Consider the following 21048-nt stretch of genomic DNA (forward strand, 5'->3'; position numbering starts at 1 on the left):
GACTATACACTTTGAAAAATGTTGTATTCTAAACGTTTATGATTTTTATATTTGTCTATAGTAAGAAACGGAAACTTAGTAAATTGATTGAAGCGGAAGGTGCTCGACCCCTGCGGGAATAGCGGGGAAGTTGAGACCCCACAGGGGATAGCCCGAGGAGGCTCAACTCACGCCCCGCGGAAAGCGAGCACCTGGAGCGGAAATCAACCACTACTCGCTTTTTCAAAAGGAACAAAGTTTACGAAAAGTCCTTTAATAAAACACAACTTCAATATTTAGATGAAATGGTTTTCTTATGTTAAAATGATACTGATTGTTTTATGGAAGGATGAAGAAAAGCATGAGGAAAATTGTTCAATTTAAACAAACAACATTTGAAAACGGTACATTATACTTACATACGGACCAAGCGGACCTGTTGCAAGGAACGACTGCAGCCGGCCAAATCATTGCAGACTCTGATCGATATGCATTCGTATACTTAGCAGAAAACGAAGAGGAATATGTTTACTTATACCTGGAAGAGTCAATCTGGGCTGAGTTGAAAAAGGCACTGCAAGATAAGGCTGCAGTCATTGCGAAAAGCGGTGATTACTCACTTGAATTGGATCGATTCAACGAAGAGCTGGACTATCTTGTAAGCAACATTGAAGGAAATGGGAACTACGGTGAAGAAATGGTTACAAAGGTAGAGAACGCATTTCTTGAAAAGTAGGCGTGTAGAGGTGAGGAGAATGAATCACTGGGAACAATTTTTAGCTCCCTACAAGCAAGCGGTTGACGAATTAAAGATTAAGCTTAAAGGGATGAGGGGAGAATATGAACTTCATAACACTCATTCTCCCATTGAATTCGTGACTGGAAGAGTCAAGCCAATTGCGAGTATTCTTGATAAAGCAAATCAAAAAGGGATTAAGCTATCAAATATTGAAATAGAAATGCAAGACATAGCCGGACTGCGGATGATGTGTCAATTCGTGGAGGATATTCATGTCGTTGTGGAAAAGCTTCGAGGGCGAAATGACTTTACTATTATAGAAGAAAGAGATTACGTGACCCACAAGAAACAAAGTGGATACCGATCCTATCATATTGTCATTGAATATCCTGTTCAAACGATTCACGGGGAAAAAAACATTTTGGTAGAAATTCAAATCCGAACTCTTTCAATGAATTTTTGGGCGACGATTGAGCACTCTTTGAATTATAAGTACAGTGGACAAATCCCGGAACAAGTCCGTCTTCGTCTTGCAGGCGCTGCTGAAGCAGCATTCAGACTGGATGAAGAAATGAGCTTGATTCGTGAAGAAATTCAGGAAGCCCAAGTCATTTTTACAAACAAAAAGGAAAAAGACCAACGGGGTAAAAGCTCTAAACCAAATCAGTAGTGACTTGAAGGGGGTAAACGAATGAAGTTCGCGATTACATCAAAAGGTGATTCGAAATCAAATACATTGATGCACAAAATGAGAACCTATCTCCAGGATTTTAATTTGACTTATGATGATGACCAACCGGATATCGTCATATCGGTTGGAGGAGATGGGACGCTGCTTTATGCATTTCACCGCTACAGATCCCGGTTAGATAAGACCGCATTTGTTGGTGTACATACAGGACATCTCGGCTTCTATGCCGATTGGGTGCCGGAAGAGATTGAGAAGCTTGTGATCGCCATTGCGAAAACACCTTATCAAATTATCGAATACCCATTATTAGAAACGATTATCCGCTACCAGCATGGGGGGAAAGAAACCCGTTACTTAGCATTGAATGAATCGACGGTCAAAAGCGTAGAAGGGACCCTTGTCATGGATGTGGAAATCAGGGGGCAGCACTTTGAACGCTTTAGAGGAGATGGACTGTGTTTATCCACACCTTCGGGCAGTACGGCGTATAACAAGGCATTAGGTGGAGCAATTATTCATCCGTCTCTTCCTGCTATTCAATTCGCTGAAATGGCATCCATCAATAATCGTGTTTTTCGTACGATCGGATCACCTTTGATATTACCTGCTCATCATACATGTATGCTTAAACCGGTGAATGGGCCTGATTTTCTGGTTACCATCGACCATCTATCTCTTCTTCATAAAGATGTAAAGAGCATTCAATATCGTGTCGCTGATGAGAAAATTCGCTTTGCCCGCTTCCGACCGTTTCCGTTCTGGAAAAGGGTGCATGATTCCTTTGTTGCGGATGAATGACTTAAGGCTGGGAAGTTTACGATGAATTTCTATACATTGAAATGGATTATCCCTGCTTCTTATGACGGGAAGCTGATGAGAGAGTTTCTAATCGATCAGCAGATTTCAAAGCGTACTCTGACTGCTGTGAAGTTTGATGGAGGAACAATAACCGTTAATGGAAAGGAAGAAAGTGTCCGATATCACCTTATAGAAGGGGATATTCTTGAGATGAGGTTCCCTGAAGAAAAAGGGAGTGAGTCATTAGTTCCGGAAGAGGTCCCATTGTCAATCATTTATGAGGATGATGATGTTCTCGTAGTAAATAAGCCATGGGGTATGAAATCCATACCGACTAAGAAAGAGCCGACTGGAAGTCTCGCCAATGCCATAGCCGGATATTATGACAGGGTCGGTATTTGTTCAACGGTTCATATCGTTACTCGATTGGATAAGGATACATCCGGGCTGGTTCTAATAGCAAAACACCGCCACGTTCATCATTTATTCAGTCTTCAGCAGAAGGGGCGGGAAATAAAGAGAACGTATGAAGCATTTGCAGAAGGCCGGCTGGACTCGGACACTGGTACGATCGAAGAGCCCATCGGCCGGAAACCGGATAGTATCATTGAAAGAGAAGTGCGCCAGGATGGCCAATATGCCCTGACTCACTATAGATTGAAAAAGCAGTTTCAGGATTTCGCTCATATTGAATTGAGATTGGAAACGGGGAGAACCCACCAGATCAGGGTGCACATGTCATTTATAGGACACCCGCTGGCAGGGGATGATTTGTATGGAGGCAGTGTGGCATTGATAGGGAGGCAGGCACTACATTGTAAAAAGCTGTCTTTTTTTCATCCCGTTAAAAAAGTATGGGTGCATTTGGAGACAGTGATGCCTCGGGATATGCGGATGTTGCTTGAAAGAAAATGAAAAAAAGAGATTCTTTTCAGTTAAACTGAAGAGAATCTCTTTTTGGTGTGTAGAGAGGGAACAAACACACCTACCAGCTCACTTATTCAAACCTCCGAAATTTCTCCTCTACAAAAGGCATACAAGATTCAACACTAACCACTTCGATTTCAGGATATCTCAAGGCAGTCAGCTTCCCGCCAAAGACCGCCCCTGTATCAATATTCGCAGTCTTATTAACGATCCGCGCTTCTTTTACCGGGGTGTGGCCATATACAATCCAGGCGTCACCTTTATAGTCCAATGCCCAATCTTTTCTGACCGGCGTACCGTCTTCGTTCTTCTCACCTGTGATGTCACCGTACAAGACAAATGTTTTCACCCTGTTATTCTGCATTCCAATCAGCTCTTCCTTGATACCTGCATGAGCAATGATCAGTTTGCCGTCATCCAACACCTGATACAAGGGGGATCGTTCATACAAGGAGATAAACATATCTCTATAGTGTTCTCTTTCACTTTGTGGAAGGGCACTTAGTTCCCCTACTGTTGTTTCGAGTCCATGGAGGATCTTTACATTGTTACCCAGGAAGTATCGGTAGAGTTTATTACAATGGTTTCCAGGAACATAGTATATTGATCCTTTTTCAAATAGATCATAGACCGTTGAAATAGTCTGAAGTGAGTGATGGCCACGGTCGGTCAAATCCCCGACACACCCAATCAACCTTCCTTGTGGATGCACGGGGAGACCGGTTGACCAATCGTAGCCTAACTTTATCGTTAATTCTTTGAATTCATTAAAACACCCATGAATGTCTCCAATTATATCTAATTTCATCGGATCCCCGCTTTCCTGTGGCATTTTTCTTTTCTTTTCACGTATTTTATGCCATATTAATGTTTCAGTCTTTCATATCGAGCGGATGTTTATTCATATTGTACCAAACGATTTTGTTTCTAAACCAATCCGTATCCAATTCATTTCATGAGAGACAATCGTCTTAAGATTTGCTAGTATTATTACGACTATATACAATTTAAGATAAGAAGGAGGGTGTATATGATGTCTGAAGTAACTCAAGATCAAGAAAAGGAAAGAGATAAGCAGGAAAAAGTAATGTATGATGAAGACCTACTCATTAGAGCCCTTCAAGAAGAAGATCTGGATTTATTTCGTTCAGAGTTTGTACATTTACACTCTTATGACCAAGCGAAATTTTTCTCTAAAATAGAAGAAGATTTACGAAGCCGCCTGTACCATTATCTTTCTCCGGAAGAGATGGCAGAGCTGTTTGAAAGTCTGGATATAGATGAAGAGGATTATCAGGATATATTAGCCGAGATGAATCCTACATATGCTGCTGAAATGCTATCCAATATGTATGCCGATGACGCGGTAGATGTATTGAATGAGTTGGATAAAGATCAGGTTGTTAGTTATTTAACCATAATGGATGATGAATCAGCCAAAGAAATTAAAGAATTACTGCACTATGAAGAGTATACAGCCGGTAGTATCATGACCACTGAGTTTGTCGCCATATCAAAGAATCAGACCGTCCGGTCGGCCATGTATATTTTGAAAAATGAAGCCCCGAATGCTGAAACGATTTACTACATATATGTAGTGGATGATGATAAAAAACTGGTCGGGGTCATCTCTTTAAGGGACCTCATCATCAGCCATGATGAGGTAATGATCGGGGAAATCATGAGTGATCGTGTTATGGCTGTAGGCGTCAGCGAAGATCAGGAGGCTGTCGCGAGACAAATGAAGGATTATGATTTCCTTGCCTTGCCAGTTGTCGATTTTCAGCATCACTTACTTGGGATCATCACGGTGGATGATATTATGGACGTCATGGAAGAAGAGGCATCTGATGACTACTCAAAGTTAGCTGGTATCGCCGATTTGGATTCCATCGACCGAAGTCCATTTAATGCAGCGAAAAAGCGTCTTCCGTGGTTAATTGCATTACTATTTCTTGGAATGTTCACGGCAAGCCTCATCGGGAGATTTGAAGATACGTTAGATAAAGTAGCAATTCTTGCTGTATTTATCCCGTTGATTGCAGGGATGGCTGGTAATACGGGAACCCAGGCCCTTGCCGTAGCCGTAAGAGGGATTGCAACAGGTGATCTGGAGAAGGAAAACAAGATGTCCCTTGTCATCCGTGAAGCGGGAACCGGACTTATTACAGGAACCACATGCGGGATAGTCGTCAGCATCGTTGTCTATGTATGGAAAGGTGAATTCTTCTTAGGCGTACTTGTGGGAGTCTCCGTTTTAGTCTCATTATTTGTTGCGACATTGGCAGGTACATTAGTACCCTTACTTATGCACAAACTAAAAGTGGATCCAGCCGTCGCTTCTGGTCCTTTCATTACGACGATAAATGATATTATCAGTATCCTGATTTATTTTGGATTAGCCACTTTGTTTATGAAATACCTAATATAGAGAGAAGAGGGGGAGGAATAGATGGAACAACATGCATCTGTTACATCACTTGTCATTGTTATTCTAGTAGCATTTTTAACTCCCATATTGCTACATCGATTTAAACTGAATTTTATCCCTGTTGTAATCGCTGAAATTATTATGGGTTTAATAATAGGTAAGAGCGGATTTAATATCGTTCACCAGGACATGTGGTTAGAAACACTGTCTACTTTAGGATTTATTTTTCTTATGTTTTTAAGCGGACTGGAAATTGATTTCACTGCTTTTTCAGGAGGGAAAAAGAAAAAAGAACGGTTACCTAATGGAAAAGAAGAACCGAATCGTCTTAAGGTAGCCACCATTATATTTATTGGGATTTTCTTTGTTTCACTTGGACTGTCTTATCTATTCGTCTTATTCGGACTTATTAATAATGCATTCTTAATGACCTTGATCATTTCAACGATTTCACTGGGAGTAGTCGTTCCTACTCTAAAAGAAGCACATATAATGAAATCGGCCATTGGTCAAATCATTTTGCTTGTAGCGGTTATTGCCGACCTTGTGACAATGATATTACTGGCTGTATTTGTGTCCCTTTACGGTGAAGGTCATGGAAACATGTGGCTTCTTCTGATCCTATTTGGTGTTGGGGTCCTCTTATATTTCCTGGCGAAGAGATTAAAGAACAACTCCTTCATCAAGAGTTTATCAACAGGAACCGTTCAAATCGGTACACGTGCCGTTTTTACATTAATCATCTTATTGGTTGCAGTGTCTGAGACGGTTGGAGCCGAAAACATTCTGGGAGCTTTCCTTGCCGGTGTACTTGTATCATTATTAGCACCGAATCAGGAAATGGTCCATAAGCTTGATTCCTTTGGATATGGATTCCTGATCCCCATATTCTTCGTGATGGTCGGGGTTGAGTTGGATCTTGGATCGCTGCTCAGCGATAAAAAGATGCTGCTGTTAATTCCATTACTGCTTCTTGCATTCCTGGTTTCGAAAGTCATTCCTGTTTACTTGCTGAAGTACTGGTATGATACGAAAACAACGATTGCTTCAGCATTCTTATTAACATCGACACTGTCACTCGTTATTGCTGCTGCGAAAATCGCGGAGAGAATAGAAATTATCACACCACAAATGAGTGGTACGCTCATTTTAGTAGCGGTGATTACATGTATTATTACACCTATATTCTTTAAGAAGCTCTTCCCAAGGGAAAGTGCAAAAGAGAAAAAGCTTAAGATTACATTCTTGGGAGCGAATCAGCTTACAATGCCGGTTTCCAGGGAACTTCATTCCTCCCTTTATGAGCCGGTCTTATATCATACAAAACAAGATAAGTCTGATCGTAATATCGCCGATTCTTTATTTACCATCAACGAAATCGATAATTACGAAATAGACACGCTTGAAGAGAACAACATCTTTGACTCTGATATCATAGTGATTTCAACAGGTGATGAAGAAATAAATGCAACACTTGCCGTCACTGCTAAGGAATATGGTGTCAATCGTGTCATTGTAAGGGTTGAGAGTCCAGACTTACATGAGACTCTGCGTGAACAGGACATTGAAGTATATTCCGTGTTTCTGTCAACGAAAGCCTTATTACGTGCGCTGATCGAGTCACCTTCTGTGATGAATATCCTTACTAACCAAGAAACATCCCTATATGAAATCCGGATGTTAAACAGTCAGTTCGAAGGTATGACACTCAGGAAATTTCCATTCACGGGAGACGTTATCTTTGTTCGGATCTTTAGAGGGAAAGACTCCATTGTTCCTCACGGAGATACAGAACTGCACATGAACGACCGCTTGATTGTGACCGGTTCTAAAGAATATGTAGATGAACTTAAACGCGAGCTTGAATTCTGTGAGTATTGCTAAGAAATAACCAACTTCCCAAGAATTTTTTCTTGGGAAGTTTTATTTTTTAGAGGAGTTTACTCTCTTACCACTAATATCTAATAAGAGAGATATACTAAATGGAGGTAAGTATATGTGGGAAACAAAAGTAATTGAAATCAGGGAAAAGGTGAAAGGGAGTTTCATGGATGTACCTGTAGAGAAGTTGAACGAACAGCCTTCGCCAGAGGAATGGAGCATAGCTCAAATTGTTCTCCATCTGGCTGGAGCTGAAAAAAGATTTTTAACATTGGCTCTCGATTCAGCGGAGAGTCAATCAGGATCAAGTGAAAATCGAGCTGACTTATCCGTGTTTGATGATCCATCTAAAAAATTGAAGGCACCAATCGAACCAACTTCTGAGCCTCAAAAAAAAGAAGCATTGATTTTAGCCTTAGATGAATCCCGGTCACTCACTACACGCTTCCTGGAGTTATACACGAAAGAGGGCTTGAAAAGTCGATCCATGAATCATCATCGATTTGGAAATATGCCCATATGGCAAGTGTTAGAGCTTCTCGGTAAACATGAACAGAGGCATTTAGTTCAAATCGAAGAAGTTAAAAGGCGAATCCTGTAGGAATTCTTCTTTTCTTTTGTGATGGATTACTGTAGAATTAGTAGTAGGTACTAATAACATGTATAAATTAGGAGGATTATAATGACTCTTTCATTAAAAGGTAAAACATATGTCGTTATGGGAGTTGCAAATAAACGCAGTATAGCATGGGGAATTGCCCGATCATTACATCAATCCGGTGCACGGTTGATTTTTACATATGCAGGGGAGCGTTTTGAAAAAGGAGTTAGAGATCTCGCCGGGACATTAGAAGGCGGCGAAGATTCACTTGTTCTGCCTTGTGATGTAACAAGTGATGAAGACATTGAAAAATGCTTTGCAACCATCAAAGAAGAAGTCGGCGTGATCCACGGACTGGCTCATTGTATTGCATTTGCCAATAAAGAAGAGCTGGCTGGAGATTATATGAACACAACAAGAGACGGTTTCCTTCTGGCTCACAACATCAGCTCTTATTCATTGACTGCGGTTGCTAAAGTGGCAAAGGATCTTATGACTGAGGGTGGAAGTATCGTTTCCATGACGTACCTTGGCGGGGAGAGAGTGATGCAAAACTACAACGTGATGGGTGTAGCGAAAGCATCTCTTGAAGCAAGTGTGAAGTATCTTGCCAGTGATCTTGGTAAGCATGGTATTCGAGTGAATGCCATTTCTGCAGGACCAATCCGTACCTTATCTGCTAAAGGTGTAGGTGACTTCAACAGCATCCTGAAAGAAATCGAAGAACGTGCTCCACTTCGCCGCAATACCACACAAGAAGAAGTCGGTGATACGGCTGTATTCCTTTTTAGTGATTATTCAAGAGGCATCACAGGTGAGAACCTGCATGTAGACTCCGGTTATCATGTATTAGGCTAAAAATAAAAATGACAGAACCCAGGTTGCAGAACTTTCTTGTAGCCTGGGTTCTTTTTGTTATGTTTTGATAGTATTTTCAAGAATCTAAGAAGAAACTCATAGGCGCATCCTGCATACATATAAATGTAGAATGAATGGAGGGATAGGATTGAATAGACAGAAAAAGCCACTATTATATATACATCAGCCCAGGTTAAATGATGTGAACAGCAGCAGCATGCAAGAAGTATATAGAGGATCATCGTCAAGAAACGTTCAACCTAAACAAGTAGAAAGAAATGTCCGGCCCGTTGAAAGGAAAAGCACTGAGTTATTTGAAGCTGCCCCTTTAGGGAAGTTAAAACAGCCTGAATATCACACTATTGTAAAAAGAGAAACTGAACCCATAAAAAAAGAGTCACCTAAGAGTGAAGAACCAAAAACCATTCACAGTGAATTAGGGCAAGAGCTTTCACATGACAGTTACTTTAAACCACTTACTCCTTTTAAGGACCTGGATCTGGATGGGAAAATAGAATATATGCAGCAGAGCATAATGGGGAGAGCCCCATTTCCATGTGCGTTTCAAACAGAAGAAGGGGTGTATCGTGGTGTATTAACCAGTGCAGATAGCGCATCCATTGATATAAAAACGTTTCAAGGTGAAGAAATCACTTTGAAAAGAAATTCTATAAAGGCGATTAAAATCATAGGTTTGAAATGAAAGAAGCCAGCCGGAATATCCGACTGGCTTTTTATTCTCGTTACTGCTTAGTCACAAACGCCTTCTACTCTAACATCATCGATACATTGGATAGCACAGAAGCAATCCAGATCAACTGTAATACAATCTCCAGTCAATTCGTAGACGAAGTTATTGTTTAACCCCATTAATTCGTCTTCTGATTCTACGTCTGCACCTGTAACGTGAACTTTCTTCAATACTTGAAGTGTTGCACAGCAGTCGTCAAATACGTTCTTCACACGGAAGTAAGGTGTTTTCCAGCAATAATGTTTAGGGTGTACCTTAAATAGGTCTCCTTTTTTATTATAGAGTTTGAAAACACGAGTATTTGGTGCATTTCCAACTGGACTTACTAAAGATCCTAATGGCTCAAGAAAACAATCATTTTTACAATCAAAACAGTCTTGATCTGCTGCATCTTGAACATCTTTAATAGCACGAACAGCAAGGCATACACAACCGCGGTCTCTTGCACCTGCAATGTCATCTTTTCTGTAATTTCCGCAACCCATAAGAATTTTCCTCCTTAAATAATTTTCACTACATTAATAACATATTGTAGAAGAGGAATTTGGGTAACGGACAAATGCCCCTTTTGACTAAATTGGGCTGGATATTAGTTTAAAAAAGGAGTGGAAGTATGGGAATACTTGACATCATTATCTTGGGGCTTGCTGTGTTTAGAATGACTCACCTCATCGTTTTTGACAAAATAACTGAATTTTTGAGATCTCCATTTTTCGATGAAGTACCCGAAATGTCAAAAGATGGGGTGGAAGAAATTTTCCTTTTACCCAAAAAGGGTGGAGTAAAAGGGTTTGTAGGGGAACTAATATCGTGTTATTGGTGTACAGGTATGTGGGTTGCTGTAATTCTATATGTAGGAAATATTTTCATTCCTGTGTTTTTTAACCCGTTTATAACAGTATTGGCAGTTGCTGGTGTTGCTTCCATAATAGAGGCGGCTGTCCAAAGTTGGATAAGGGAATAAATAATTAGGTAATTAGTGGAAACAAGCTTACCCTATTTCACATACAATGAATGTAAGGGGGATGGTAAAGGAGGTCGATTATGATGAAGAATACTTCTGTAAATACCAAGAAACCAACCAACACTCCCATTAAGAAAAAAGGATGCGGTTGTGGAAAAGCGAAGAAAAGATAAAGCTGCTCATATTGGGCAGTCTTTTTTTTTTTCATAAAATCTGACTTTAAGAAAAAAATAAAAGGTGAGTACAAACAAAAGAGGGATATGTCATGAACAAAAAACGAATCATCGTTCCAATTACTTTACTGGTCTTAATAGGATGCGCCAATAAGGAAGATGGAAACGATAGCAAGATTGCGCTTATGAAGAAAACCGATCCACCACCCATTGAATTAGTGGATAATCCTGAAACAGATAGCTACGGTCACGCCATAAAGCGAGAAATATCGAAAATGAAAGAGCTTTATGACGTAGCGGTTATTCAAGGAAAAGAAGAAACGCTCGTTGTATATAAGGTAAAGCACTTACAAAGATTCCATATGAAGAAAATCGAAAAAAAGATGGATCAATATCTAGAAGATAAGTACTCAGGTGAAGACTTTATTTTATCCAGTGATTACAAGATATTCCTTGAAACGATCCGCCTAAAGGAAAAACTAAAGAGAGGTTCAATTTCAAAGAAGGATGCGGAAAAAAAGTTTCAGGAGATTGTAAAGCTTCAAAAGGAAAAGACGTAGGAGGAATGTTTTGTGGGGAAAGTACCAAAAACACCCGAACAGAAAAAGTATGAGCAATTAGAAAAAAAATATGAAACAAAGCGCCCCCTCCTGAAAAATATCATCAAGGCATTCTTTGTTGGGGGCTTCATCTGTTTAATTGGGCAGGCCATTACGTATATGTACATTTATTTCTTCAACTTTACTGAGCAGACGGCAGGAAATCCAACCGTTGCAACGATGGTATTCATAGCGATGCTACTGACCGGATTTGGAGTCTATGATCATATTGGCCAATTTGCCGGAGCTGGTAGTGCGGTTCCGGTAACAGGGTTCGGAAATTCTGTTATTGCAGCAGCCATTGAACATAAAACGGAAGGATATGTTTTAGGGGTAGGCGGTAACCTATTTAAATTGGCGGGTTCTGTTATTGTTTTCGGAGTATTTTCTGCTTTTGTCGTTGCATTAATCAAGACGATCTTAATTCAATTGGGGGTGATTTAATGCTTCAAGGTTCAAGGTCATGGGTATTTCCTTCACATCCTGTCATCCTGTCTACCGGTGTCGTTGGCGGCCCCTTTGAAAAGAAAGGGAACTTAGCTGCCGACTTCGATCAGTTTTATGATGACCTCTGGATGGGCCAGAATACGTATGAAAAAGCCAATCGAACACTCATTGAAGATGCCGTTCAAATAGCCCTGGAAAAACAGTCTCTCCAAAAAAGCGATGTACAGTTTTTCTTAACGGGGGATCTTATTAATCAAATTACCCCATCAAGTTTTGCTGCCAGAACCAACGGAATCCCTTACTTCGGTTTATTCGGAGCATGCTCAACGTCCATGGAGGGTTTGGCATTATCTGCATTCCTGGTTAACTATCATGGTGCTCATCATATTGTGACTGGGGCATCAAGCCACAATTCCGCAACAGAGAAACAGTTCCGCTACCCGACTGAATATGGAGGTCAAAAGCCTCCGACTGCACAGTGGACAGTAACAGGTGCGGGGTATGCGGTAATCGGAGAAGGAGCATCAGTCACGACCCCTGCACCGAGAGTTACATCTGCAACCATCGGCAAGGTGATGGATATGGGATTGAAAGATCCCTTTAATATGGGAGGTGCCATGGCACCAGCTGCAGTGGATACGATTGCGGGGCACTTTCAAGATCTGGACAGAGATCCTTCATACTACGACCTGATCATCACGGGAGATCTCGCCAAAATCGGTCGGAAGACGGCTATTGAACTGTTAAGGGAAAAGGGATATAACTTTTCAGAACATCAGTTTCAAGATTGTGGAATGCTGATATATGGAAATGATCAGCCAGTCCAATCTGGAGCCAGTGGCCCAGGGTGTTCAGCTACAGTCCTTTATGGACACCTATTAAATGAAATGAAAAAAGGAACATATAAACGCATTTTAGTTATTGCGACGGGAGCTTTGTTATCACCTCTGACATTTCAACAAGGGGAAACGATCCCCTGTATTGCTCATGCGGTTTCCATCGAATATATGTAAAGGAAAGGAGGAAGCGAAGTGTTAGCAATGTTTTTTTGGGCCTTTACAATAGGCGGGATCATTTGTGTGATTGGTCAATTGCTGTTTGATGTTGCTAAATTAACCCCAGCCCATACACTCAGCTTACTGGTTGTGGCAGGAGCGGTTTTTTCAGGTTTTGGGTTATATGAGCCTCTCATAGATTTTGCCGGAGCAGGGGCGACAATCCCAATAACGAGCTTTGGTAACGCACTGGTCAATGGTGCTATGCAGGAATCACAGGAACATGGGATAGTGGGAGTCCTTACAGGCATGTTTGAAGTGACAAGCTCCGGGATCTCCTCCGCAATCATATTTGGTTTCATTGGAGCTCTCCTTTTTAAGCCAAAAGGATAATAGAGGTGAAGATTGATGCCTGAGTACTTAGAGGTGGCATTACGCAGTATATTCATTTTACTTTCCCTATTCGCCATTACAAAATTATTAGGGAAAAAACAGCTTTCTAAACTCTCCTTTTTTGAGTACATTACAGGAATCACGGTTGGAAGCATTGCAGGGACTCTCTCGATGGATCTGGGCCTGCCATTAAGTGAAGGCCTTATGAGCATCCTCTTATGGTTTACGTTCCCACTCCTGTTCTCCTATTTGTCACTTAAAAGCATTAGGTTTAGACGATTTGCTGAAGGAAAACCAACCGTATTTATAAAAGATGGAAATATCGATGAGAAGGCTTTAAAGAAAGAACAGTATTCCGTTGACGAACTGTTGGAACAATTAAGAAAAAAAGATGTTTTCCGTGCTGCAGATGTCGAGTTCGCTTCACTGGACACCAATGGTGATCTAAGTGTTTTGCTCAAAAAAGAAAAGAGGCCACTTGTTCGAGAAGATATATATAAAATCTCACAAAAAACCACTCCTCCACAGGCTGTCATTTCAGACGGGAAAATAGATGAAGCGGCTCTACAAGAAGTCGGGTTTCCCCTGCCCTGGTTACAAAAAGAACTAACCAAAAGACAATTACAGGTTGAATCCATTTTCCTTGCCCAGCTGGACCGTGAAGGAAATCTGACCTTCGACCTGTACAATTGGACAAACACACAATAATATCTTGAAAAGCCCATACGTATTCCTCTCTGTTTACATATGTTATAAGAGACTAAAGGTAAAAGAGAGGTGATACTAAAATGTATGGATATGGTTACGGTGGCTGCGGTTATGGCGGAGGCGGATATGGTTCAACTTTTGTATTAATCGTTGTGCTTTTCATTCTTTTAATTATCGTTGGAGCTAGCTTCTGTTAGAAAGGGGTACAAAAGGCAGAATCCTCACAGGAGGGATTTTGTCTTTTTGTTTTATTGGGGGAAGCGTCACTTTGAGGGTTATGGATACGTTTGAAGTGCCAGGAAAGGTGATGGAAAGTGAGATGAAAATAAACGTGGTGAAGTTGTACCGGTAGGAAGTCGATAATAAAAGGGCCGAAGTCGATAATAAATCAGAAAAGTCGATAATAAACATTCTTATGGCCACTAAATTCAATTACAATACCAAAGAGATTTTCAACCTTCAACGAGTCCTCTAAAAAAATCGTGTAAAGACGATCTAAAATAAATAAAAACATCCTCAATCTTCAAAAAAACCAATTCATAATCACGCTCCTGGGTTTTTTACATATGATGCTTATAGTTAAAAGGAGGCGTTAAGGAAATGAATAATAACTTTTTTAAGAATTTAGAGAAGAAGACAGGCGTTAACATGAACGAAGTGTTAGAGCTTGCGAACTCATTACAAAATGCAAACTTCAAAGATGAAGCAACGGTCAGAAGCGTCATTAAACGCGTATCCAAAATTGCCAATAAACCTGTAAACAAGGAAATGGAAAATAAGATCGTGCAGTCGATTGTGAATGATGGAAAGCAATTAGACTTTGGAACCATTTCCAATATGTTAAATAAGGGGAAGAAATAAAGGTATATATAAATAAAGGAGAATGGACATAAAGATGTGTGCCGGCACGTATTTTATGTTAATTCTCCTTTCTTTTTTGCCTTGGGAGAGTACAATCAAAGCCACCAGGTTGTTCGTTATACATAGGTCTGCAAAGTCTCAGCATACGAACGGGAAGCCACCAGAAAGTTTATTGCACAACCTTAAATGGGTAACTACTACCAAGGAGGTAATGAAAGTGGGATACATCGCACCAATTCCTCACCATCAGTATAAACAGTATCAAGAGCGCGAATTAAAAGTTGAAAAACATCCGTTCACCTATCTCCCCGTCCAATCAGTGAAGCCCATGAAAAATAAATCTCAAGCACATCCTGAAGAGACAGGAACATCCAATCATGTATATCGATCAAAACAACGCAAAACTTCATACCAAGCATTCACTAAACCGTCCATCCCGTCAAAATTATTAGCCCAGTTAACAGGAAAAGGAAACCATTTTAACGAATATGTATAAAGAAGTTTAAGGGGGTCACTTATAGGCAAATTGAAAAATCCCAAAAGGTGCAGCCTTCCTTAGGGTTTTTTTATTTAACTGATCTTGAGCTCCTGACATATCTGGAGGTAATAACTTGAAACTACAAAGCCTTACTGAGCATTGCTATGCATTTACAGGAAGCGTTACGATAGGTTACTGCGTGAAAGAAGGAAAGGGTCTCCTCATAGACTGCGGACTGGATGATGCATCGATGAAGAAAGTGATCAAAATAATAAAAAATGAAGGCCTGCCCCTGAATTATTGTGTGATCACTCATGCCCACGCAGATCATTTTGGCGGAGCTCACTACCTGAAAAAAAAATACGAGATCCAATTATTTGCTCCTAAAATAGAAAAAGCGATTATAGAGAATTCGATATTGGAGCCCATTTATCTGTTTAATGGAGCAAATCCCATAAAAGATTTGAGAAATAAATTTCTAGAAGGACAATCAGTGGCCGTTGATGATGAATTGAATGTTGGTGAAAATAGCATTGGCCCTTTCATTTTCGAAGCAATTGACTTACCGGGACATTCATATGGTCAGGTGGGACTCCTTATGGATGGTATTTTATATGCGGCGGACAGTTATTTTGGCAGGGAGACGTTGGAAAAACATGTTGTTCCGTTTATTGTGGATGCGGATCAAACCCTGGATTCATTAAAAAAACTCCTTCACATTACATGCAAAGGAGCAATTCCAGGTCACGGAAACTATGAAGAGAGCTATGTTGAAACGGTCCAAGAGAATATCGATCTTCATGAAGAACGAATGAACTCACTTCTCACACTTGTGAATGAGAGTTCAGAAGGTTGTTCCTTTGAAAAAGTAGTAAAAGAGTATTTGCAGTTACATAAAATAACTGTATCGAATGTGGGGCAATGGCTCTTGTTCAGAACGTCGGTGACGGCTTATCTTACCAGTCTTGAAAGAAAGAAACTCCTATCCTTCACGATAAGAGAGAATGAACTCATCGTTATGCCCCATTAATACCCTTGGACTAACAGGCTTTCTCCTTCTTCCCATTCGGCATATAAAACGTCTTCGGAAGAGAGGAAGCCTTGTTTTTTTATTTCATTCAACAGCCAATCCTCTTTTTGCTCGGCTAGCTTTAAATTATCATAAACGATTTCTCCGTCCACGATTAAAGATAGTGGGAGAGTAGCTGTTTTCGCAGGGATATTCAGGTCTTGGCGCTGAACGATTTCATAAAGGGGCTTTCTAATGACACTTAGTGTACCGTCAGACTCTAATAGGGCATATTCACATTCCCTGACTGAGAAAATATCTTTAGCACGAAGTAAATGCTGAAGCTGATTAAGATCTAAGTGATTCTTCTTGAGTTCATCAAAGTTAATCTTCCCTTTATTAATGATCAATGCAGGTGTTCCTTCCAGCATATGGCGGAATCGTCTCGATTTCTGAGTGAAATACTCCGTGAAAAAGATCAAGCTGCCCCAAATGAAAATGGCTGTAAGGATCGGAAGCACACTGACTTTGCCATCATAAAGGGAGTTACCTACAAGTTCACCTAATATTAGTGCTGAAATGAAATCAAAAGCAGATATTTGTGTGATTTGAGTCTTACCAAGGATTTTTGTAAGAATCAATAAGGCAAAATATCCTACGATTAACTCGACGGCAATCGACATGAATTCCATAAGGATCCCCCTTCCCATACACTATCTCATTATCGACGAGTTGATAATGTAATATACTTCTTTATATGGGATTTGATAAAGCAAAAAAGGAACAAGCAATTAAGCTGATCTGCTTAATTGCTTGTTCCTTTTAGATATCCTTTTTCATCGCTTTATGAGGGATCCCTGCGTCCAGAAATTCATCAGACGTAACTTTGTAGTCTAAGCTCTCATAAAAAGGGATTGCATATGTTTGAGCATTTAATTTTAATTGAGATAAGGGCTGTTGCTTAGCGTATTCTTCGATGGCGAGCATGATTTCACGACCTGCTCCTTTTCCTCTGGCAGACTCTAAAACGCATATTCTTTCCACTTTCCCGATTCCGTCGAGAATACGGAATCGACCGGCACCTACTGCGTGGTTTTGATCGTAGAGGACAAAGTGTGTGGAATCATTTTCGAATTCATCGATTTCTTCTTCAAGGGGAACCTTTTGTTCTTCCACAAACACTGTCTTTCTTATGTTGAATACCTCTTGGATTTGATCTTCTGTTTTGGCAACTTCGACTTTCAACTCTTACTCTTCCTTTCCTAAACGGAAGGTTTCGTATACTGTCCAAGACCCGTTTTCTAATTGATACAACAAGTGAAATCGGTCAATGGTTTCTTCATGATCGATTCCAAGCATACGCAATGATCCGAAAATATCGGAGTGTTCATCATTTGAAAGCTTTTGTGCGACAGTTATGTGAGGAACGAAAGCGAATTCCGGCTCGTCACCCATGAAGTTTTGACTATGCATGTCATCGTGTAACCCTTGCAGTTCAGGAGTGGAGTTCACCTTGAAATAGATTACATTGTTCACAGGCTGAAAAGAACTTACTTTATACACTTTAAGATTGAATGGATCATATTTCTTTGAAATAGCAGCTAATTTATTAGCGATATCTTTGATTTGATCATCATCTGCACTAAAGACATTTTTTAATGTCAAATGTGGTGGAACTAAAGCATAATGAGGATCATAACGTTTCCTATAAGAGTTTGCGATATCTTGTAGCTTTTTCGATGGGAAAATGACTATACCATAATTCATTTTCTTCAATCCTCCTCTATTTAACTATCTTTGTAATATGTATAGTATAGCAAATTTTTCAAAAATTTAATATAGGGCGAACGAAAGAGGGAAGGTACTTTTCAATATGCAGAAAATAGCTTCCCTCCGTTCATTTGATGAGTATGCTTGAAAGAGGTGAACGAACAATTGTTTAGCTGAACATCATCTTTAAGGCACGTCTTAGATCAGGCTGCCAGTGTTTCCAGGTGTGGTCCCCGTCAAATTCATCATAAAAGGAAGAGAATCCATTATGATCGAATGTTTCGTGAAGCTGACGGTTTGGATTTAAGAAGTCTTTGACTTTCCCGTCCGTCGTTTTCACCTCTGTTTCTTGCTGACCAATGATATGGTAAATGCTTAATAGGTGAGGTTGTGAGAAGTTTTCCACTGCTTCTAACACTTTCTCGTTGACGAAAGGTGACTGAAGAAGAACCTTGCCAAATGTATTTGGATATTTCAATGCGGTCATTAGTGAAACGGTCGCTCCTAATGAATCACCAACCAGGGCACGTCCCATCCCCATATGATAGGTAGGATAATGCTCATCCAGATACGGGACCAATTCATGTGCTAAAAAGCGGATGTAAGCATCATTTTCTTCACCGTGCGGGTGATATTTTCTTCTGCGATCCTCAACATTTTTATAAGGAACCCCGACGATGATCATGTTTTCAATTTCCCTATTCCCGAGAAGTTCATCGACTAATCTAGGTATTCTTCCAAGTTGGAAGTAGTCTTTACCATCCTGGGTAATCAGGAGTGAATATTTATAGAGGGGAGAAAAAGTAGCTGGAAGGTATACGAGCATCTTGATCTCTTCATTCAATTCTTTACTAAAGAGGTTTAATTCGGTTACAGTTCCTCTTGCGGTTGTCATGACGATAGCCTCCTATAATCAGTGTTAACGTTTACAGAAAGATTGTATCATATTCTCTAGGATAATTCCCTAAAGCGGATTGCAATACGAAAATTCAAAACAATGCTATAATTTAAGTAAGTTGATGGACTGTTTAGAAAGGGGTATCAGAATGAGCAAACCTGTACATTCAAGAGATGTAACCAAAGCTGCCTTACAAAGGCTGAAAGATAGGGGCGTATTAATAGAGGATATTGCTGAAATCGTCTATGAAATGCAGTATCCATATAATAATGGATTAAATATGGAAGATTGTATCGACAGTGTGAAGAAAGTGTTGTTGAAAAGGGAGATTCAGCATGCGATCCTCGTAGGGGTGGAATTAGATCAACTTGCTGAGGAGAAGAAGCTTTCCGAGCCCCTTCAATCGATTGTGGAATCAGATGAGGGCTTATTTGGAGTAGACGAGACCATTGCATTGGGTGCAGCACTTGGTTATGGAAGCATCGCTGTTACCACTTTTGGTCATCTTGACAAAAATAAGATTGGCATCATCCGCGACTTGGATACGAAGAACGGGAAGGGTGTACATACCTTTTTAGATGATATCGTGGCAAGTATTGCGGCGAATGCATCTTCAAGAATTGCACATAGCTTGAGGGATCGTGAAGAAAATATCTCGGAAGAAGATAAGATGAAGTTTGAGGATGAAGAGTTAATAGGTTAGAATGTACTTTGATATATAACAGATGGACTGAAGAGGAGTGATTCTTTTTCAGTCTTTTTTATATGGACAAATATCTGTGATGGATGAAAAAAGGGTCGGGAAATGTAACCGCTTTATACATTCTCTATACATTTGTGAAATGACTGACAAGATTGGAACAAGCCACATTACAGGTCCCGATCGCAAAATGGGGTGTGAAGATAGTTTTTTTATGAAAAATGTTAAAGGTTTATGTATTTGATTTGACAAGATTGTTACAGACTGTGTTACAATTATTTCGTTAACGTATAAAATTTAATAGGGGGAATTAGAATATGAAAAAACGCAGTTTATTTCTAAGCACTGCACTACTTCTAGTTCTATCTGTCATTCTTGCTGCATGTGGCGGCGGATCAGGTGGAGGATCATCTGAGGGTGAAGGTAACAAAGAGGTTGACTTCATTGGAATTGCTACAGGTGGAACAGGGGGTACATATTACCCGTTAGGCGGAACATTTGCTAAAATCATTCAAGATGAAACAGGAATTAAAGCATCTGCTTCAACATCTGGTGCATCTGCGGAAAATATGGCATCTATTAAAGATGGAAAAACTGAAATCGCTTTTACACAAACAGATATCGCTTCTTATGCATCTGAAGGAACAGAAATGTTCAGCGATAACAAGGTAGAAAATGCACGTGGAATTGCTACTCTTTATCCTGAAACGATTCAAATCGTTACAACAAAGGATTCAGGTATCCAGTCAGTTGAAGATTTAAAGGGTAAAGTCGTTTCAGTCGGTGAAGCAGGATCAGGAACTTTACTTAATGCGAAACAAATCCTGGAAGTTCACGGAATCACTTTAGAAGATTTAGAGGCTCGTAACTTATCATTTGATGATTCAACAACAGGTATCCAAGATGGTACAATCGATGCAGCGTTCATCACTTCAGGTACGCCAACAGGAGCGGTTGAAGGGTTAGCAGCAACGGAAGACATCGCAATCGTACCAGTTGAATCCGGCAAAATCAGTGAGCTGATCGAAAAATATCCGTACTACTCCGAGGACGAAATTCCTTCTGGGACGTACAGTAAAGTCGATGAGGCAGTTACAACAGTTGCTGTTCGTGCAATGTTAGTAACAAATGCTGATATTTCCGAAGATGTAATCTATGATGTTACAAAAGCCATTTTTGAAAATACAGATGCAATCACTCATGCCAAAGGTAAGTTAATCAAGGCTGAAGATGGACTGAAGGGTATGGGAATTGAATTACATCCTGGTGCGAAGAAATACTTTGATGAAAAAGGCGTTTCAATGGAATAGATCCACACCAGCAGATAGACGAAGGGATAGGCCGCGTAAAACGGTCTATTCTTTTGTTTTGGTATAGGCTAAAAATATGGTAAGTAA

At 40.1% G+C, this 21048-nt stretch carries 27 protein-coding genes; 21 read left to right on the forward strand and 6 right to left on the reverse strand.

Features of this window, described 5'->3' with window-relative positions:
• Nucleotides 1-340 precede the first annotated feature (340 nt).
• The 4 genes from AAEM60_RS08325 to AAEM60_RS08340 are packed head-to-tail and all read left to right on the forward strand — an operon-like array spanning nt 341 to nt 3122.
• Entirely contained in the window at nt 341-715 is a 375-nt protein-coding gene (locus AAEM60_RS08325; protein WP_299740291.1) for a hypothetical protein, read from the forward strand.
• A 19-nt stretch (nt 716-734) separates the two neighbouring features.
• Entirely contained in the window at nt 735-1388 is a 654-nt protein-coding gene (locus AAEM60_RS08330) for a GTP pyrophosphokinase family protein (protein WP_299740294.1), read from the forward strand.
• A gap of 21 nt (nt 1389-1409) precedes the next feature.
• A complete protein-coding gene (locus AAEM60_RS08335; RefSeq protein ID WP_034763479.1) occupies nt 1410-2207 on the forward strand; it encodes an NAD kinase in 798 nt (265 codons plus the stop codon).
• 21 nt (nt 2208-2228) lie between these two features.
• On the forward strand, nt 2229-3122 hold the full coding sequence (locus AAEM60_RS08340) for an RluA family pseudouridine synthase (RefSeq protein ID WP_299740299.1): 894 nt from the start codon (nt 2229-2231) through the stop codon (nt 3120-3122).
• A gap of 82 nt (nt 3123-3204) precedes the next feature.
• Here the strand turns inward: AAEM60_RS08340 and prpE are convergent, their stop codons facing one another.
• Entirely contained in the window at nt 3205-3942 is a 738-nt protein-coding gene (gene prpE / locus AAEM60_RS08345; protein ID WP_299740301.1) for a bis(5'-nucleosyl)-tetraphosphatase PrpE, read from the reverse strand.
• A gap of 279 nt (nt 3943-4221) precedes the next feature.
• Here prpE and mgtE point away from each other — a divergent pair, with 279 nt between their 5' ends.
• The 5 genes from mgtE (at nt 4222) to AAEM60_RS08370 (ending at nt 9608) form a co-directional block, all read left to right on the forward strand.
• Nucleotides 4222-5565, forward strand: a complete 1344-nt coding sequence (mgtE, locus tag AAEM60_RS08350) for a magnesium transporter (protein WP_299741279.1) — start codon at nt 4222-4224, stop codon at nt 5563-5565.
• A gap of 21 nt (nt 5566-5586) precedes the next feature.
• Nucleotides 5587-7449 carry a monovalent cation:proton antiporter family protein gene (locus tag AAEM60_RS08355; protein WP_299740303.1) on the forward strand — a complete coding sequence of 621 codons (1863 nt, stop codon included), beginning with the start codon at nt 5587-5589 and terminating at the stop codon, nt 7447-7449.
• Between the two features lie 112 nt (nt 7450-7561).
• Nucleotides 7562-8047: a DinB family protein gene (locus AAEM60_RS08360; RefSeq protein WP_299740305.1), complete on the forward strand. Its 486-nt coding sequence runs from the start codon at nt 7562-7564 to the stop codon at nt 8045-8047.
• An 81-nt stretch (nt 8048-8128) separates the two neighbouring features.
• The gene (gene fabI, locus AAEM60_RS08365) at nt 8129-8905 is read left to right on the forward strand and encodes an enoyl-ACP reductase FabI (protein ID WP_113969974.1); all 777 of its coding nucleotides are present in this window, start codon (nt 8129-8131) and stop codon (nt 8903-8905) included.
• 148 nt (nt 8906-9053) lie between these two features.
• Nucleotides 9054-9608, forward strand: a complete 555-nt coding sequence (locus AAEM60_RS08370; protein WP_299740308.1) for a CotO family spore coat protein — start codon at nt 9054-9056, stop codon at nt 9606-9608.
• A 47-nt stretch (nt 9609-9655) separates the two neighbouring features.
• On the opposite strand, the gene AAEM60_RS08375 is transcribed toward AAEM60_RS08370, so the two are convergent.
• Nucleotides 9656-10141, reverse strand: a complete 486-nt coding sequence (locus tag AAEM60_RS08375) for a CotY/CotZ family spore coat protein (protein WP_299740310.1) — start codon at nt 10139-10141, stop codon at nt 9656-9658.
• A gap of 128 nt (nt 10142-10269) precedes the next feature.
• On the opposite strand from AAEM60_RS08375, the gene AAEM60_RS08380 reads away from it, so the two are divergent.
• The 10 genes from AAEM60_RS08380 to AAEM60_RS08425 all read left to right on the forward strand — a co-directional run bounded on the left by AAEM60_RS08380 (nt 10270) and on the right by AAEM60_RS08425 (nt 16304).
• Nucleotides 10270-10620, forward strand: a complete 351-nt coding sequence (locus AAEM60_RS08380) for a DUF1360 domain-containing protein (protein ID WP_299740312.1) — start codon at nt 10270-10272, stop codon at nt 10618-10620.
• Between the two features lie 265 nt (nt 10621-10885).
• The gene (locus AAEM60_RS08385; protein ID WP_299740314.1) at nt 10886-11353 is read left to right on the forward strand and encodes a sporulation protein; all 468 of its coding nucleotides are present in this window, start codon (nt 10886-10888) and stop codon (nt 11351-11353) included.
• A gap of 12 nt (nt 11354-11365) precedes the next feature.
• On the forward strand, nt 11366-11836 hold the full coding sequence (spoVAC, locus tag AAEM60_RS08390; RefSeq protein WP_341357810.1) for a stage V sporulation protein AC: 471 nt from the start codon (nt 11366-11368) through the stop codon (nt 11834-11836).
• Complete coding sequence (gene spoVAD, locus AAEM60_RS08395) at nt 11836-12852, forward strand: stage V sporulation protein AD (RefSeq protein ID WP_299740318.1); 1017 nt, start codon at nt 11836-11838, stop codon at nt 12850-12852. The genes spoVAC and spoVAD overlap by 1 nt, the downstream gene beginning before the upstream one ends.
• 18 nt (nt 12853-12870) lie before the next feature.
• A complete protein-coding gene (gene spoVAE, locus AAEM60_RS08400) occupies nt 12871-13227 on the forward strand; it encodes a stage V sporulation protein AE (protein WP_044337663.1) in 357 nt (118 codons plus the stop codon).
• A gap of 15 nt (nt 13228-13242) precedes the next feature.
• A complete protein-coding gene (locus AAEM60_RS08405) occupies nt 13243-13935 on the forward strand; it encodes a DUF421 domain-containing protein (protein ID WP_299740322.1) in 693 nt (230 codons plus the stop codon).
• 80 nt (nt 13936-14015) lie between these two features.
• Nucleotides 14016-14132: a YjcZ family sporulation protein gene (locus AAEM60_RS08410; protein WP_082051146.1), complete on the forward strand. Its 117-nt coding sequence runs from the start codon at nt 14016-14018 to the stop codon at nt 14130-14132.
• 403 nt (nt 14133-14535) lie between these two features.
• On the forward strand, nt 14536-14796 hold the full coding sequence (locus AAEM60_RS08415; RefSeq protein WP_113970022.1) for a stage VI sporulation protein F: 261 nt from the start codon (nt 14536-14538) through the stop codon (nt 14794-14796).
• 217 nt (nt 14797-15013) lie between these two features.
• Entirely contained in the window at nt 15014-15292 is a 279-nt protein-coding gene (locus tag AAEM60_RS08420) for a hypothetical protein (RefSeq protein WP_299740325.1), read from the forward strand.
• Nucleotides 15293-15407: 115 nt separating this feature from the next.
• Nucleotides 15408-16304, forward strand: a complete 897-nt coding sequence (locus AAEM60_RS08425; RefSeq protein ID WP_299740327.1) for an MBL fold metallo-hydrolase — start codon at nt 15408-15410, stop codon at nt 16302-16304.
• On the opposite strand, the gene AAEM60_RS08430 is transcribed toward AAEM60_RS08425, so the two are convergent.
• From AAEM60_RS08430 to AAEM60_RS08445, 4 genes are all read right to left on the reverse strand, one after another.
• Nucleotides 16301-16975 carry a DUF421 domain-containing protein gene (locus AAEM60_RS08430; protein ID WP_341357811.1) on the reverse strand — a complete coding sequence of 225 codons (675 nt, stop codon included), beginning with the start codon at nt 16973-16975 and terminating at the stop codon, nt 16301-16303. The genes AAEM60_RS08425 and AAEM60_RS08430 overlap by 4 nt on opposite strands.
• Nucleotides 16976-17105: 130 nt before the next feature.
• Nucleotides 17106-17528, reverse strand: a complete 423-nt coding sequence (locus AAEM60_RS08435; RefSeq protein ID WP_299740331.1) for a GNAT family N-acetyltransferase — start codon at nt 17526-17528, stop codon at nt 17106-17108.
• Nucleotides 17529-17531: 3 nt separating this feature from the next.
• The gene (locus AAEM60_RS08440) at nt 17532-18050 is read right to left on the reverse strand and encodes a YjcG family protein (RefSeq protein WP_299740333.1); all 519 of its coding nucleotides are present in this window, start codon (nt 18048-18050) and stop codon (nt 17532-17534) included.
• A 172-nt stretch (nt 18051-18222) separates the two neighbouring features.
• Complete coding sequence (locus AAEM60_RS08445; protein ID WP_299740335.1) at nt 18223-18948, reverse strand: esterase family protein; 726 nt, start codon at nt 18946-18948, stop codon at nt 18223-18225.
• A 151-nt stretch (nt 18949-19099) separates the two neighbouring features.
• On the opposite strand from AAEM60_RS08445, the gene AAEM60_RS08450 reads away from it, so the two are divergent.
• Nucleotides 19100-19654 carry a phosphatidylglycerophosphatase A gene (locus tag AAEM60_RS08450; RefSeq protein ID WP_299740337.1) on the forward strand — a complete coding sequence of 185 codons (555 nt, stop codon included), beginning with the start codon at nt 19100-19102 and terminating at the stop codon, nt 19652-19654.
• 314 nt (nt 19655-19968) lie between these two features.
• The gene (locus tag AAEM60_RS08455; protein WP_299740339.1) at nt 19969-20961 is read left to right on the forward strand and encodes a TAXI family TRAP transporter solute-binding subunit; all 993 of its coding nucleotides are present in this window, start codon (nt 19969-19971) and stop codon (nt 20959-20961) included.
• The last annotated feature ends 87 nt before the right edge of the window (nt 20962-21048 follow it).

It is taken from the genome of Rossellomorea sp. y25 (genome assembly GCF_038049935.1).
In the GTDB taxonomy this organism is placed as follows: Bacteria; Bacillota; Bacilli; order Bacillales; family Bacillaceae_B; genus Rossellomorea.